General features: G+C 38.2%; 16 protein-coding genes. 14 read left to right on the top strand and 2 right to left on the bottom strand.

The annotated features are described in order from the left end of the window. The 14 genes from MZHIL_RS02935 (at position 1) to MZHIL_RS03000 (ending at position 13,678) form a co-directional block, all read left to right on the top strand. Positions 1-1,128 (top strand): protein-glutamate methylesterase/protein-glutamine glutaminase, encoded by a 1,128-nt coding sequence (locus MZHIL_RS02935; protein ID WP_013897882.1) that lies wholly within the window; start codon positions 1-3, stop codon positions 1,126-1,128. Between the two features lie 47 nt (positions 1,129-1,175). Then, the gene (locus MZHIL_RS02940) at positions 1,176-3,182 is read left to right on the top strand and encodes a chemotaxis protein CheA (RefSeq protein WP_013897883.1); all 2,007 of its coding nucleotides are present in this window, start codon (positions 1,176-1,178) and stop codon (positions 3,180-3,182) included. Between the two features lie 17 nt (positions 3,183-3,199). Further along, positions 3,200-3,814 (top strand): chemotaxis protein CheC, encoded by a 615-nt coding sequence (locus tag MZHIL_RS02945; RefSeq protein ID WP_013897884.1) that lies wholly within the window; start codon positions 3,200-3,202, stop codon positions 3,812-3,814. A 25-nt stretch (positions 3,815-3,839) separates the two neighbouring features. After that, positions 3,840-4,667: a CheR family methyltransferase gene (locus MZHIL_RS02950; protein WP_013897885.1), complete on the top strand. Its 828-nt coding sequence runs from the start codon at positions 3,840-3,842 to the stop codon at positions 4,665-4,667. A 35-nt stretch (positions 4,668-4,702) separates the two neighbouring features. Continuing rightward, the gene (locus MZHIL_RS02955) at positions 4,703-5,317 is read left to right on the top strand and encodes a chemotaxis protein CheC (RefSeq protein WP_245527559.1); all 615 of its coding nucleotides are present in this window, start codon (positions 4,703-4,705) and stop codon (positions 5,315-5,317) included. Positions 5,318-5,374: 57 nt separating this feature from the next. Next, complete coding sequence (locus MZHIL_RS02960; RefSeq protein WP_013897887.1) at positions 5,375-5,851, top strand: chemotaxis protein CheD; 477 nt, start codon at positions 5,375-5,377, stop codon at positions 5,849-5,851. Positions 5,852-5,863: 12 nt separating this feature from the next. Then, positions 5,864-6,523: a chemotaxis protein CheC gene (locus MZHIL_RS02965; protein ID WP_013897888.1), complete on the top strand. Its 660-nt coding sequence runs from the start codon at positions 5,864-5,866 to the stop codon at positions 6,521-6,523. Positions 6,524-6,597: 74 nt separating this feature from the next. Beyond that, positions 6,598-7,074, top strand: a complete 477-nt coding sequence (locus MZHIL_RS02970) for a hypothetical protein (RefSeq protein WP_013897889.1) — start codon at positions 6,598-6,600, stop codon at positions 7,072-7,074. A 115-nt stretch (positions 7,075-7,189) separates the two neighbouring features. Beyond that, positions 7,190-7,819, top strand: a complete 630-nt coding sequence (locus MZHIL_RS02975; protein ID WP_013897890.1) for a hypothetical protein — start codon at positions 7,190-7,192, stop codon at positions 7,817-7,819. Between the two features lie 11 nt (positions 7,820-7,830). Beyond that, entirely contained in the window at positions 7,831-8,436 is a 606-nt protein-coding gene (locus tag MZHIL_RS02980; protein ID WP_013897891.1) for a hypothetical protein, read from the top strand. A 282-nt stretch (positions 8,437-8,718) separates the two neighbouring features. Then, a complete protein-coding gene (oadA, locus tag MZHIL_RS02985) occupies positions 8,719-10,455 on the top strand; it encodes a sodium-extruding oxaloacetate decarboxylase subunit alpha (RefSeq protein WP_013897892.1) in 1,737 nt (578 codons plus the stop codon). Between the two features lie 20 nt (positions 10,456-10,475). Then, positions 10,476-11,969, top strand: coding sequence for an acetyl-CoA carboxylase biotin carboxylase subunit (locus MZHIL_RS02990; protein ID WP_013897893.1), 1,494 nt, complete (start codon positions 10,476-10,478; stop codon positions 11,967-11,969). Between the two features lie 154 nt (positions 11,970-12,123). Then, positions 12,124-13,098: a biotin--[acetyl-CoA-carboxylase] ligase gene (locus MZHIL_RS02995; protein WP_013897894.1), complete on the top strand. Its 975-nt coding sequence runs from the start codon at positions 12,124-12,126 to the stop codon at positions 13,096-13,098. Next, positions 13,085-13,678 carry an S-layer protein domain-containing protein gene (locus MZHIL_RS03000; protein ID WP_048815450.1) on the top strand — a complete coding sequence of 198 codons (594 nt, stop codon included), beginning with the start codon at positions 13,085-13,087 and terminating at the stop codon, positions 13,676-13,678. Before MZHIL_RS02995 ends, MZHIL_RS03000 begins: the two co-directional genes overlap by 14 nt. Before the next feature lie 53 nt (positions 13,679-13,731). On the opposite strand, the gene MZHIL_RS03005 is transcribed toward MZHIL_RS03000, so the two are convergent. Together MZHIL_RS03005 and MZHIL_RS03010 are read right to left on the bottom strand one after the other, a co-directional pair. Beyond that, positions 13,732-14,649 (bottom strand): coiled-coil protein, encoded by a 918-nt coding sequence (locus MZHIL_RS03005; protein ID WP_013897896.1) that lies wholly within the window; start codon positions 14,647-14,649, stop codon positions 13,732-13,734. Beyond that, complete coding sequence (locus MZHIL_RS03010; protein ID WP_013897897.1) at positions 14,649-15,299, bottom strand: hypothetical protein; 651 nt, start codon at positions 15,297-15,299, stop codon at positions 14,649-14,651. The genes MZHIL_RS03005 and MZHIL_RS03010 overlap by 1 nt, the downstream gene beginning before the upstream one ends. Positions 15,300-15,320: the final 21 nt, after the last annotated feature.

The raw sequence follows: 15,320 nt of genomic DNA on the forward strand, positions 1-15,320 counted from the left end.
ATGACAATAAATGTTATTGTTGTTGATGATTCCGCTTTCATGCGCAGGGTTATCTCGGATATCCTGAATAAAGATCCTGAAATAAATGTTGTAGCTACTGCCAGAAATGGCAGGGATGCGATAGAGAAGATTGAAAAGCTGCGCCCTGATGTTGTCACACTGGATGTTGAGATGCCTGTACTTAATGGTCTTGATGCACTTGGATATATAATGAGCGAGTGTCCAACACCGGTTGTGATGCTCAGTTCAGTTGATGAAAGGGCAGCAGAAATTACACTGACAGCATTTGAGTATGGTGCAATAGATTTTATACAGAAACCATCTGGACGTATCAACCCAGATATTTCTGCGGTAGGTGATGAAATATGTTCCAAAGTAAAGACAGCAGCATACGTTGATGTGAATAAGCTTGACTTTATGGAAGAACATGTTCGAAACAATTTCAGGAAACAGAAATCAGAAGGTACACAGAGGGATCAAAAGTCTGAAAATTTGTCATTCTCTCTACAAAAACCACATATTAACAAAAAGATCCTTGCAATTGGCTCTTCTACAGGAGGGCCACGCGCACTGGAACAGATCATCCCCCGGCTTCCTGCAGACTTTCCTGCTGCAGTGCTGGTAGTACAGCACATGCCTGCTGGTTTTACCGCTTCATTTTCAAAGAGGCTTGATTTACATTCGATGCTCAGCGTAAGAGAAGCAAAGAATGGAGATATTGTAAAAGAAGGCGAAGTTCTGGTTGCACCTGGTGATTTTCATATGGAGATCACAGAGCAGAAAATAAATGGTGCTATCCAGGGTATAGTAAGACTGAATAAAAATCCCCGGGAAAAAGGTGTAAGACCAGCAGTAAATTATCTTTTCAGGTCCATTGCTCCAATATATGGTTCAAATATTGTTACACTAATACTGACAGGAATGGGTAGTGATGGCCTTGAAGGAGTTGAAGCAATTAAAAAGATGGGTGGAAGGTCTGTAGTTGAGGATGAACTAACCTGTGTGGTGTATGGTATGCCAAAGGCGATTGCGGACAGAGGTCTTGCAGATAACATAATCCCTCTGGATAATATTGCAGATGAAATAGTTCAGATGTTTAATAAAGAATTAAGGGGCAGTCGGAATTGAATGTAGACCAAATTTATGTTACATTTCCTTAACAGGAGAAATAATCTATGAGTATGTCTGAATACAGTGAAATCTTCAAGACAGAATCTGATGAACACCTTCAACAGCTGAATCAGAATCTTCTGGAACTTGAACAGGATTTCAGTAATATTGATAATATTAATGTAATGTTTCGTGCAGCGCATACACTTAAAGGTATGTCTGCTACTATGGGTTATACAAGAATTGCCGACCTTACTCATGAAATGGAAAACCTGATGGATCGGATAAGAGGACGGGAACTGGAACTTAACCGGGAGATAATAGATCTTCTTTTTCAATGTCTTGACTGCCTTGAAATGTTGATAGAAAATGTAGATAACGATGAAACAATTGATACCTCTGATCTGATCTCCAGAATAAAATCTGCAGCTTCCGGAGCAGTAAATGTTGATCTAATCCAGGATGAGGGTTTGGAAGATGATTCCATAGCTATTGATGAGATTGATATTCATGATCTGGAACTGTCAGATGATGACCATAAACGAATCAATAAACTGAATAATGAAGGGCATGGTGTTATAATTGCTACAATATGCCTGGATAATTCCTGTCTTTTAAAAGCTGCCAGATCTGCTCTTGTTTTGCGCTCAATATCAAATATTGGTGAGGTTATCAAAACAATTCCTTCGGTTGAAGAACTGGAGGATGAGAAGTTTGATACAGATTTTAAAGTTATATTTGCAACCAGTGAAAATAAAGATAGAATATCTGAAAATGTAACAAAAATCTCTGAAGTAAAAAAAGTAACTCTTTTTGATCTTAATTACGCAGCTTTGACAGGCTCAGAAAATCCCGGGTGTAAAGATCTTGAAACCAGTGGTTCTGCAGAAGTTTCATCTGCAACCAGACGTGATGGCATAAAAACTGTTCAGAGTGTAAGAGTAAGTATTGAAAGACTTGATAACCTGATGAACCTTGTCGGAGAACTTATAATCAACAAAAGCAGGCTTAACCAGCTTGCAACTGAAATTGAAACAAAAAATCTGGATGAGGCCCTTGCAAACCTTGATCGTCTGACCAATGATATACAGGTGGAAATCATGGATGCGAGGATGGTTCCAATTGACCAGATTTTCAAAAGATTTCCAAGAATGGTCAGGGATCTGGCAAAATCTCAAAATAAAAAGATCAATTTTGTAACTGAAGGAAATGAGATCGAGCTTGATAGGACTGTTCTTGACGAGATCGGTGATCCCATGGTTCATCTGCTACGAAATGCAGTGGACCATGGAATTGAAGATATGCAAACACGGATATCAAAAGGCAAATCTGAAACCGGATCTATAACTCTGAAAGCATCAAGACAGAGAAACAACATAATAATAGAGGTAAATGATGATGGAAAGGGGATGGATCCTGAAAATATAAGAAAAGTTGCTGTGGAAAAGGGGATTATAAGTAGATCTGATGCAGGTAATCTTACAGATCGTGAATCTCTCTATCTTATTTTTGAAGCAGGGTTTAGTGAAGCCAAGCAGATAACTGATATCTCTGGAAGAGGTGTAGGGATGGATGTTGTCAGGACCAAAATAGAAGGCCTTGGCGGACTGGTTGAGGTTGAGTCAACTGTTGAAAAGGGAAGTAGTATCAAATTGAGGCTACCTCTAACTGTTGCAATCATTCAATCTCTTCTGGTCCGGGTTTCGGATGAAAAATATGCCATCCCAATAAATAACATTGTCCGTGATGAAGTTATTAAATCAAGTGACATAAAAACTATTAAAGGTGAAAAAGTGGCAGTTCTTCGGGGAGAAGTATTGCCTATTGTCTGGCTTCATGATCTTCTGGATATTCCAGTAGAGGATGCATCCAGAGACAATCTTCTTGTGGTAGTTGTTGAAAAAATGGGGGATAGCGTGGGACTGGTGGTTGACAGACTACTTGGCCAGCAGGAAGTAATAATAAAAAATCTTGATAATAAATTGTTAAAAGATGTAAGGGGCTTTTCAGGAGCTACTATTCTGGGCGATGGCCAGGTAGCATTAATTCTTGATATATCGACACTGATCTAAATTATATGAGGTTAAAAATGACTGAACTGGATGAACTTACAAAAGGCGCTCTTCAGGAAGCTGGAAATATTGGAATGGGCCATCTGGCTACTTCACTTTCAAAGATAGTTAATCGTGATGTTAAAATAGATGTGCCCCGGGTTGAGCTGCTGTCCATGCAGGATATACTTGGAAATGAATCCGATGAAAAAAATAAAAGTGTTGCAGGAATACATCTTCAGATAACAGGTGATGCTGCAGGCGGACTTCTTATATTGCTTCCAAAATATTCTGCTCTGTCTTTCTCAGACCTTCTCATGAAAAAGCCAATTGGTACAACTACAAAGGTAGAGGAGATGCATCAGAAAAAACTCGAGGAGATGGGACTTCGGCTTTGCAAGGCATATATGAAAGCTGTCAATGAATTTATCGGGATTGAGTTGAATGTTGGAAAGCCTGTAGTAGAGGTTAATATGGCCGGAGTTGATGATTTTATCACCAGGCAGATTGAGGATCTGGCTGATGAGTTCATAGTTGTTAAAAATGAATGTTTTATACCCTCTACAAATTCAAGGCACGAATTCAATATGCTGTTTGAACCCGATGCAGCGGAAATAATCATGACTGCCGTGATGAAAAAAATGATGGGATAAACGTTAGTATTATGATGGTGAGGGTATGGATAATAAGGTAAAGTCCCTATGTGCGGAAGATGATGCTGAATTTACAGCTCTTAAAAAAGTAATAAATCGAAAAATCGGCTTCAACTGCGATCAGTACAAGATATCTCATTTTAAAAGGCGTATAGATATAAGATTGAGAGCCACAAAATGCAGTGGATATTCAAACTATGCAGAATATTTGAAGAACAATCCTAAAGAAGTTGATGCGCTCACCGACACCCTCACAGTCAATGTAACTGAGTTCTTCAGGAATCAGGAAACATATCAGGCGCTTGAAGATGAGGTTTTGCCTGCTATCATCAGCTCAAAAAGGAACAAATCTATAAATATATGGAGTGCAGGCTGCTCAATTGGTGTTGAAGCTTATTCGGTTGCAATGCTGCTTCATAAATTTCTAGGGAATGATTTTAGAAGGTACAGGATCAAGATAATTGGTACAGACATAGATAAAAAAAGTCTCAAAAAAGCTGAAGATGGTATATATGGTGCATCCGAGATAAAAAATTTGACTGATGTTTTTCTTGGCAAATATTTCATCTGTGGTGAGAATGAATACCAGGTAATTGATGAAATAAAAAATATGACCACATTTCAGCACCATGATCTGATATCCGGGGAGGACTTCAGGGATTTTGATCTGATTTTGTGTCGCAATGTAACTATTTATTTTGAAAGGGATCTTCAGGAAAAGCTTTACTCAAAATTTTATAATGCTCTTAATAAGGATGGTTTTTTTGTAATCGGAAAGACCGAAACGCTTGTTGGACCTTCAAAGGATCTCTTTGTTCCCTTTAATATTAAAGAACGAATATATTCCAGATAAAATGATCATTATGACATAAATGGATGGATTATAAATTGAATGAAATTAATCAGCTAACTGAATTTCAGCATGATGCACTACGAGAGATTGCAAACATTGGATTTGGAAACGCTGCAACATCCTTATCCAAGCTGGTAAACAATGAGGTCAGTATAAATATACCTGCACTTAAAATGCAGCTGATCGAAAAGGTACCGGGTATTGTTGGTGGAGAGGAGTCTCTTGTATATGGTATTGTAATGCAGATATACGGAGATCTGAACGGTTATATAATGATGCTTCTTCCAACTGAAAGTGTAAAATCGATATCTTCAATACTTTTGAATTATGAAAATGGTGACCTTTTAAGTGAGATGAACATGTCTATGATGCAGGAAGTAGGGCATATTCTGGGTGGTACATATGTCAGTTCACTTTCTGATTTTTTTAATATGAAGATATCAGTGTCTCCACCTTATGCCACATATGATATGGCAGCCGCTATTATCGATCTTGCATTGATCGAAATGAGTCGCGATCTTGAGTATGCACTTGTATTTGATAGTGAAATGATGGTTAAAAATGATATCATAAATGGAAAAATATTCACTATGTTCGATACTGATTCACTTGATCAAATAATGAACAGAATCGATAAAATGGTTATGTGATCTGATTTACTATACAACCCTCAACAGTCATAACATGAAAAATGGAAGAATAAAGGTATGGAAACGATAACTATCGGAATGGCTGATTATGCGGTAGGTAGATCACCGATAAATCTCACGACAATGGGATTGGGATCATGTGTCGGTATTACTCTTTACGATCCCAGGAACAGGATAGGAGGGCTTGTACATATTATGTTGCCGACAGTGGAACAGGCACGTTCCCGGGATAATCTTGCAAAATTTGCAGATACTGGTATAGTCCAGCTGATGGAAAGCATGATAGAAAAGGGTGCTCTAAAATCCAGGCTCCAGGCTAAAATAGCAGGTGGTGCCAGTATGTTTTCCTCAGGTAATGGAAGCTTAAAAATCGGAGAACGAAACGTGGCAGCAACAAAAGAGGTAATGGAATCCCTCAGGATACCAATTGTAGCAGAAGATACAGGAAAGAACTATGGCAGAACCATAAAACTGGATACTGTCACAGGTATGCTTACGATAAAAAGTGCACTTAAAGGTACAAAGGTAATTTAAAGGAGATTAATTATGAGTGAAACTTCCCAGGAAAATTTACAGGACTCATTTTATATTGATGCACTAAAGGAAATTGCAGGTATTGGTATGGGAAATGCAACCACTTCTTTATCACTTTTAGTTGATAAGAGAGTACAGCTAAATCTCGCCAATGCATATGCTCTAAACACTGATCAGATGGTAAATTCAATTCCTGATTCTGTAACTATGGTGGGGATAGTTTCAAAGCTCGAAGGGGATGTTCAGGGTTGTTCAGTTATCTTCATGGAACTAAATAATGCAATAGTTCTGAGTGAACTTCTTCTAGATGATATACCGGATGCAGATGTTGAATTAAGTGAATCTTCACTTACTGAAGCAGGCAGCATCCTGACAGGATCTTATTTCAATTCATTTTCACAGTTTCTGGGTTTGAGTGTAAGACATTCTTCACCTTTTACGGTCTCAGGTACGATTGGAGAAATTTTTGAAGCCCTTTCAAATCAATTTTCACATAGTGCAGAAATTTCCCTGATTGATGGAAAGACGATGATACTTGAAACAATGTTCATGGTAAATTCCACAGGATATCAAAAAGGCCTGAATACCCTGTACTGTGATATGTTCATATTTTTAGATCCAGAATCTGTTAGTGTAATAACCAGATCAATAGATCATATGCTTAAAAACTGAATTTCGAATAATATCAATATATTACAGGTGATCTGCCTATTATAAGAGAATCATGTGAATCCGGGATGATTTGAATGGATAACATCTGGACACAGTTTATAGTAAAAAAATCATCACATGATGATATCGATGACAAATCTTTCATTGAACAGCTGAAAAAATTCAACCGTTATGACTGTTGCCGGGATGAAGGTACTGTATTCAAGGATGAAAGTACTGACAAATTACATAATGATACCTGTCAGGTGAGTAATAGATCTACTGTATTCAGTGAAAATGAAGATATAGTTATGAGCTGGCATTGCCGAAGTCATCGTGGGTTTGAACAGGACTTATTTGATCAGCCGGATGATACTGTTCATCTTATAAAGAAAAGTGATGGGATGCTCATACTTCGTTATCTGATTTCAGGAGATAATGAAAGTTGTCAAGAAGATATAGAAGTGAGTTCTCTATCTGAAGCTGAGCAACTCATAGAGGAGGACAATGAAACCACTATGAAATTGTATCCTGAAAACCCTGAACTTTTATGGGTACAGGAGGGCAGGTAAGGAATCTTTGACATAAACATGTGTAAGAATAACAAGATTAATATTTGGAGAAAATAGTTGTAGAGTTATATTTACAGATAAAATTTATATATATTTTAACAGGAGGCCCCAAGATATGATGGATATTGCATTATACTCGCTTGTTGATGATATGGTAAGTAAAGCGGGTACAGAAGGTGTTGTTGAATACTGGCTCAGAGTAGGAGAGTCTTATGCAGAACGAATGGGTAAGGAAGCATATGTAGGCTGGCCTGCATTCAATGTTGCCATGAAAGAAGGACGAACTGCCCTAACTATGGAAGGGGATGTGAATGTTCTTACTGATCTGGCAATTACTGACAGGGATGGAGATGTTATTGGATATGTATATGCACTCAAAACATGTCCTATGGCTCCAACAATGAACCGATATATACAAAAGATTGGCCCGCTTCCTGAATCTGATGGTGATGTATCTGACAGTTTCAATGTAAGGATACAGGATTCTGCTGTATGTAATTACTGTATTACACATCAGAAGTTTAGAGAAGTTGCGTCCAATAATATAACTGTGGCAAAACAGGAACTTGAATGCCTACAGCTTGCGAATAAGGGAAGGCTTGGTGAAGTGAAGATGCTGCCTGAGAATCTTTCCCGAATCAATGTAGACGAAAGGCACATAAAAAGTATCTTAAGAAGCGCCTCCTGTGTATATGCACTGGTTATAAAGGGAAAAACCATCTCTGATGGAGAACTTGGACTATAAAGGTGATAATTATGGCAGAAGAAATCAATTCTAATCCATTTATCGATGTATCGGTATTTCTTTTCTTTGAGGACATCGCAGATAAGCAGGGTGTTGAGGGATTTACGAACTATATGATCAGTCAGGCTGAATCACTTGCAAAAGCTGTTCCTGAGGAAGAATATGAAACATGGGATGACTTTGCAAATGCTGTATCTGCAGGCGAATCGGTTTTTTCTTCATTTGAAGGAATAAAACAGATAAGTTCAAACGGATTTGTAACAGAGATCTGTCCATTCTCGAATGCAATACGTGAATATATTAAGAGACTGGGAAACTTTAATAAGGTGCATCAGGAAGCAACAGATCACTATAATAACACAGTACAGCCATCTGCGGCATTCAGTGCCTGCATGATGCATCAGACGTACAGACAGGAAGTTGCAAAGAGAATTAAAATCGGTGGCAAACCTCTTAATTATGCTCAGATTGCTGCCAAGGCATATACTGGCCATGTTGCCATGCCTCCGGAGGCCTGGAAGAAGGTACTTCTGTCAAAAGCAGGTGTTTCTGAAACCCAGGGGTATATGGAAATGCGTGAAAATGCATGTCTGTATGTACTTTATGCAGAAGAATAACTGCAATCTATAATATTTTCTTCTCCCTTTTTAATATCCGGGCTGGAAAGTAAAGATATTTGATTTATATCTCTTTACTCCTATTTCTGTAATTTTATTTGAGAATATTGTATGACTTTTCAGCATATGTTCCTTTTAAATAAACTGGTTCTATATAAACTAACACCATAATATTAATAAAATAAGTTGTTGTATATGATATAATTTAATTTGTAATTATCAATCAGGTAGATTTATCTTTATATTAAGATACTTGATGTCAAAAATTACAGAGGGCTAAAAATGAAAGTTAAAATAACAGAAACTGTTCTAAGAGATGCACATCAGTCGCTGCTGGCAACCAGAATGCGCACGACTGATATGCTGCCAGTGGTTGACAAACTGGACGAGGTCGGATATTTTTCTCTTGAAATGTGGGGAGGTGCAACATTTGATACATGTATTCGCTACCTGAATGAGGATCCATGGGAACGTCTCAGAGAACTCAAAAGCAGAATGAAAAATACACCAGCCCAGATGCTGCTTAGAGGACAGAACCTTGTGGGTTATCGCCATTATTCTGATGATGTGGTCGATAAATTTGTCACCAAAGCCCATGAAAACGGAATAGATATATTCCGTATATTCGATGCTGTAAATGATATAAGGAACATGCAAAAAGCCATTGAAGTCGCAAAAAGAGAAGGTGCACACGTACAGGGAACTATCTGTTATACGATCAGTCCTGTACATACAATTGACAAATATGTGGAATTTGCAAAAGAACTTGAGCAGATGGATTGCGATTCACTGTGCATAAAGGATATGGCAGGACTTCTTTCTCCAAATAATGCCAGAATGCTGATAGAGGCGCTTAAAAAAGAGACCTCGTTACCTGTAGCACTACATTGCCACTGTACTTCGGGAATGGCACCTATGAGCTATATGGCTGCCTGTGAGGCAGGAGTGGATATACTGGATACTGCACTTTCACCCCTCTCGTGGGGCACTTCTCAGCCACCTTCAGAATCCACTGTATCCGGATTGGAAGGAACTCCTTATGATACAGGGCTTGATCTTAAATTAATGACCGAGGCTGCACAGTATTTCAGAAAACTGAAGTCAAAATATCAGTGCATTCTTGATCCAATTTCTGAACAGATAGATACAAATGTTTTGCTGTATCAGATCCCTGGAGGAATGCTCTCAAATCTTGTATCTCAGCTCAAAGAACAGAATGCTCTTGATAAATATGAGGATGTTCTGGAAGAGATGCCAAGAGTACGAGCGGAACTTGGTTACCCTCCTCTGGTGACTCCAACAAGCCAGATTGTTGGTACACAGGCTGTCCTGAATGTTCTTATGGGAGAAAGGTATAAGGTCATTCCAAAGGAAGTCAAAGATTATGTACGTGGACTTTATGGACGCCCTCCCAAGCCAATAAGTGAAGATATGGTTGCAAGGATAATTGAAGATGAGGAGCCAATTACAGTTCGGCCTGCAGACTTACTGGAACCTGAATATGGAAAAATGAAAAAAGAGGCTGAGGATCTTGGACTCATTAAAAAGGAAGAAGATATTCTGACCTACATACTCTATCCTGCAATTGCTCCCAAATTTCTGAGAGGAGAAGCATCTGAAGAGGCCCTTACTCCGGTCAAATCATGTGAAACCCAGAAACTTCCACAGGAAATCTATTCTGGCCCAGTTGAGTTTAAGGTGGAAGTTGAAGGTGATGTATTCAATGTGAAAGTGGAACCAAAAGATGGAAGTGTTAAAATATCTGAGTCAGGATCCACTGAAAAACCTAAACCTGATACATCATTAGAGGGAAGTGTTACATGCAATATGCAGGGAATGGTTCTCTCTGTTGATGTAAAAGTGGGTGATCAGGTCAATCCAGGTGATACACTATGTGTGATTGAAGCTATGAAGATGGAGAACTCTGTAAGTGCAAACCATGGCGGTGTTGTTAAGGAGATATTTGTATCGGATGGAGATGCAGTCAGTACCGGCGATGTACTGATGGTGATTGAATAAACGACAGGGATTGATTGGTCATGTTTAACAAAGTACTTGTTGCAAACAGAGGTGAAATTGCAATCCGAATTATGCGTGCCTGTAAAGAACTTGGAGTTTCTACAGTTGCAGTATACTCTGATGCTGACAGCAACGCTCTTTTTACAAAGTATGCAGATGAAGCCTATGCGATAGGACCACCGCCTGCAAGCAGGAGTTATCTCAATATTGACGCAATACTTGAGGTTGCTGAAAAGAGCGGTGCTGAAGGAATACATCCAGGATATGGCTTTCTTTCAGAGAACTCAAAGTTTGCAGAGGCATGCGAAAAGGCAGGAATTAATTTCATTGGTCCGCCAAGCAAGGTAATTGAACAGATGGGAAGTAAAATCGCTGCACGTTCAACCATGGAAAAAGCAGGAGTTCCTGTTGTGCCCGGCAGTGGAGAACCCATTGAAGATATTGATGTAGCTCTTGAGATTGCAGATTCGATAGGATATCCTGTAATGGTCAAGGCTTCTGCCGGAGGTGGGGGGATTGGAATGAAGGTAGTAAAGTCCAGAGAGAACTTTAAAGCTGCCGTTAGTGCAATCCAGTCCGTTGCCAGATCAACATTTGGTGACCCTACTGTTTTTGTTGAAAAATATCTTCCAGAGCCAAGACACATTGAGTTCCAGATACTGGCAGATAAATATGGAAATACTGTTTACGTATCTGACAGGGAATGTTCAATCCAGCGCAGACATCAGAAGCTCATTGAAGAGGCACCCTCTCCTGTTATGACTCCTGAATTTCGTGAAGAAATGGGCAGTGCAGCTGTAAAGGCAGCAAAAACAATAGATTATGAAAATGCCGGAACAGTTGAATTCCTGTATTCACAGGGTGATTTCTACTTCCTTGAAGTAAATACCAGACTACAGGTAGAGCATACAATAACAGAACTTGTTACAGGAATTGATCTGGCAAAAGATCAGCTGCATATTGCCTGTGGTGAAGAACTTCCTTACAAACAGGAAGATATTAATATAAACGGATGGGCTATTGAATGCCGTATAAATGCTGAGGATCCGCTAAATGATTTTGCACCGTCACCTGGAAAAATACGCAGATACAGGTCTGCAGGTGGACCCGGTGTCAGGGTTGACAGTGGGGTTCATGTAGGATACACTATATCCCCATATTATGATTCAATGATCTCAAAGCTTTCTGTGTGGGGACGTGACAGAAATGAAGCTATAAGCCGAATGCAGCGAGCACTTTATGAATATGTTGTGGTGGGTGTTACAACAAATCTTCCATTCCACAGAGCAGTTCTTTCAAATGATGCATTCAAAAAAGGTGAACTGACGACTCACTTTATTGAAGATAACAATATTCTGGATGAGGTCAGAAAAATCGTGGATGCAGATTCCAGAGCCAGCAGGACACTGGCGTCAGCACTGGATAATTATAATCCGAAGGTAGCTGCGGTTGCTGCGGCGGTAAAATCATATATGGAATCCACTCAGGCACTTGATCAACGCAAAACAAAATGAATTATTGATTGGCAGTAATTCATTTTTTGTTTTCTTTTTTATATTTATGGCTATAGTTTCACTCTGAAATAGTTTTTATGATCATGTACGTAAAATATACATATAGATTGAGAACAATATATAATTGACATTACACTTTGCAGTGGGGATATTATTGAGTGATAAAAAAACTGAAATTATAAGAATTCTTAAAGAATTTGAAGGCAAGTCAATATCTGGTGAGGAACTTGGTGAAGCTCTGGGTATATCAAGAACAATGGTATGGAAATATATCAAGTCTCTACAAAACGATGGATATCCTATAACATCCAGTCAGAAGGTAGGATATAAGCTTGATCATGTTCCTGATATACTTTATCCGGAAAATATTATGTCAGGACTTGAGAATAGACTTATTGGACGATCTGTGATATATTATGATGAAGTAGATTCTACAAATAATGCTGCCAAAAGAATAGCAAGGGAATCGGATGATGGTACAGTGGTAATATCCAGAATCCAGAAAAGTGGGCGAGGCAGGTTGGGAAGGCCCTGGATTTCTCCAGATGGAGGTATATGGCTTTCAATCATTATCAAGCCCAAAATCTCACTTGCACATGCATCAAGACTGACCATTCTGGCGGGCATTACGGTTACTAAAATAATGAGGGACATGGGCGTTGATGCAGTAATCAAGTGGCCCAATGATGTGCTGATCAATAAAAAAAAGGTATGTGGAATATTAACGGAATTGAATGCAGAAATCGAACAGATCGAATATGTAATTGTAGGTATTGGAATCAATGCAAACAATGAAATTGGAGATTTTACAGAGGAGCTGAGAAAAAATTCCACGACTCTCAAGCAGGAAACCGGAAAACCCGTTAATCGGGTAGAACTGGTTCAGGATATTCTTTCTGAGTTTGAGCAGCAATATATAAGGTTCAATACACAGCCATTTTCTTCAATACTTGATGAATGGATTGAACTCTCAGACACACTTGGAAAACACGTAACCATAATGACTCCTACCAGAATGATATCCGGAAAAGCAATCGCTATTACTGAAAACGGTTCACTGATAGTCAGAAAGGCAGATGGTATATCCGAGGAAGTTATTGGCGGAAGATGCATGTATGAGATCAGTTAAAACTGAGTTGCTACTCAAATATTTGGTAATAGCTGTAATTTTACTGACTAGTTTAACTGTGGTTTTTAATGTAGCTGATTTTATAGCTGCTGCTTCTGATGATAATGAAGTGCCTGAAAATGAAGCGCTTATAAATGGAACCGGAATATATCTCCAGACAGGAGAGGAATGGGATAGATTTTATCAGGGCTATAGTCTGAGGGTCAAATATGTAAATTTTGATCAAAAGAGTTTATGGATTGAACTGCTTCTAAATGAAACCACTGTTAAAGAGAAGATAATGTATGAAGGTGAAAAATTTATATATTCTCAAAACTCGGTTGAAATATTCAATATCACAGTTGACAGAATATATTCCGGAGCCGGCGAGGAACTCGTAACTTTCAGACCTGTATATCAGTTTAAAGATCCGTCTCTACCGCCTCCCTCACAGGAGCCTGGAAATAATAATGCTTCCGGTGATAACAATGGAACAAATAATGATGAAACTCCTGTAGTTAATGGTTTTGGAATTAAAAGTGCTTTAATATCTGTAATAATAGCATCAATTTGTATTATGGGAATTAAATTCAGCAAATGAAAAAGCTCAAAAAGGTATAATGTGAAATATTTAAGATATTATATAACTTAAAGTTATAACTTAATATCTCCTTTCTCCATCAATACCTTAAGATCTTCTAGACTCATCTTACCGCTATTTTCAAACTTTTCTTTAGCTTGAGTATGTTTTTCCTTCATTTTGATTTTGTCTTTCTCAAGTTTTATATTATTTAGCTGTTCTAAATAGATATCAAGTTCTTTTCTCAAATTTTCGATTGCTTCTTTAAGGGGGTCTATCTTTGATCGGATAGGCTCTGTTGCAGCGTATATTTCTTTTATCTGAGAATGATATGTATCAGCCTCTTTTCGCAGTTGATCTGCTGTCCTGTAAGCTTCGATCATCTGCACATGGTGATGCTGTGATTCATCGGCAAGTGTCTGTATTTGAGAGTTTATGTCACTATTCTTGTCATATATCTCTTTGGATGATTCGTAAGTCTCAACAAGTTTTTCATGCAGGTTATCCGCATTTAATGCAGCTTCAAGCCTTTGTCCAAGTTCTCTGATCTTATCAAAAAGGTCAATTTCATGCTTTAGAGGTATATCCGCATTAAGGAATGTGTCAAGCTCTTCCTGATATGCTCGTGACAGTGATTCAACACTGCCTTTTGAAACCTGGTTGAGGTTATCACGTTTATTTTTCAGATTTGTAATAGTATTGGAACGATCGTCACTTTCTGTTTTAAGTTCATCCCTTTTTTCTTTCAGTTGAGCTATTTGTTCATTTATAGCATCTCTTTTTTTCTTAAATTCCTGGGCTTTTGATACATTTGTTCTTACCTGAGAATTCAAATCATCACGTTTCTGTTTTATCTCATCCACGTTTGTGCGATGCATTTTCAGCTCATTGAAAGCAGATCTTAATGAACGTTCATTTTGATTGAGTTGAGTTCTGATATCATTAACCTTATTCTTCAACTCTTTTTCGGAGAGAGAGGTGACATTATCCATCAAACCACCAAATTCGTTTCATAATTATTGTTCTGTGTTTTCCAGTAAGAAAGAGCTTCCCTGTGACTTTCGATCCTTTTATCGAGCCATTTGTGGCGTGGTAATATTTTATCTCTTTCTTCGGCCATGATTGCAATATCTTTTTCAATGCTGAATTCTGTACCATCAATGGAACTGAACTCTTTGGTTGCTTCTATAGATTCCTGGACCTTTTTTTTGATGCTGGTTATGGGACTAGATATGTTTTGATCATTAGATGGAAGCTTTTCAATATTACCAAAAAGAATATCTACTGCTCTTTGTTCATCCTCAATCTTTTTTGAATTTCTTGATTTTTTAAAGTTGGTGTATATTTCTGATTTTAGTTTTTTGTCCAGGTCAGGGGTATCCGAAAGGGTATCTTTCAGTAACTGTTCTGCCTGATAATATATTTGCTGTCTCTTTTCTTTTAATATCTCACTGCGTTCAATCACAAATTCTTTCTTGCTTTTGGCAGCAGCAATTTTTTCATCAAGAGATTTGACCTTTTCATCAAGCTCTTTGAATTCCTGTTCATATTCACTCAGAAATTTGTTGTGTTTCTCAATTACGCCATCAATAAGTCTACTGACATCTAAGATCTCAGGACAATTTACTCCACACTCGTTCATGTTCCCACCTTTTAAATTGAT

It is taken from the genome of Methanosalsum zhilinae DSM 4017 (genome assembly GCF_000217995.1).
Classification (GTDB): domain Archaea; phylum Halobacteriota; class Methanosarcinia; order Methanosarcinales; family Methanosarcinaceae; genus Methanosalsum; species Methanosalsum zhilinae.